We start from the raw sequence: 507 nt of genomic DNA, 5'->3' as shown, positions 1-507 counted from the left end.
TGTTCCTGCTCGCGGTGCCGGTGATGCTGCCGCTGCTGGCCCTGGGCCCGATCCTCGTCCCGGAGTCCCGGGATCCCCACCCCGGCCCGGTGGATCCGTGGAGCATCCTGCTGGCCCTAGCCACCATGACGCCGCTGATCTACGGCATCAAGACCTTCGCCACCGAGGGTCCGGGTTGGCAGGCCCTGGTTCCGGCGGCGGTGGCGCTCGCGGCCGGCTTCGCCTTCGTCCGGCGCCAGCTGCGCCGTCCCGAGCCGATGCTGGACGTGCGGCTGTTCCGCAACCCCGTATTCACCGGGGCCATCCTGTCCAACCTGTTCAGCGTGTTCTCCCTGGTGGGGTTCCTGTACTACATCTCCCAGCACCTGCAGCTGGTCAGCGGCTACTCCCCCATGCAGGCCGGCTTCCTGCTGCTGCCGGGTCTGGCGATCACGATCGTCGCGGGCCTGGTGGTGGTGCGCCTGGTGAAGCGGTGGCGGCCCTCCCGGGTGGTCACCGGCGGACTGC

Annotated in this window: 1 pseudogene; it reads left to right on the top strand. The window is 70.2% G+C overall.

Going from position 1 to position 507, the window contains the following annotated elements:
- Positions 1 to 507, top strand: a pseudogene (locus NS354_RS13025) (MFS transporter); the annotation flags it as partial.

Source organism: Leucobacter chromiiresistens (assembly GCF_001477055.1).
Lineage (GTDB): Bacteria > Actinomycetota > Actinomycetes > Actinomycetales > Microbacteriaceae > Leucobacter > Leucobacter chromiiresistens_A.
This window is presented reverse-complemented; position numbering and strand designations above follow the sequence as displayed.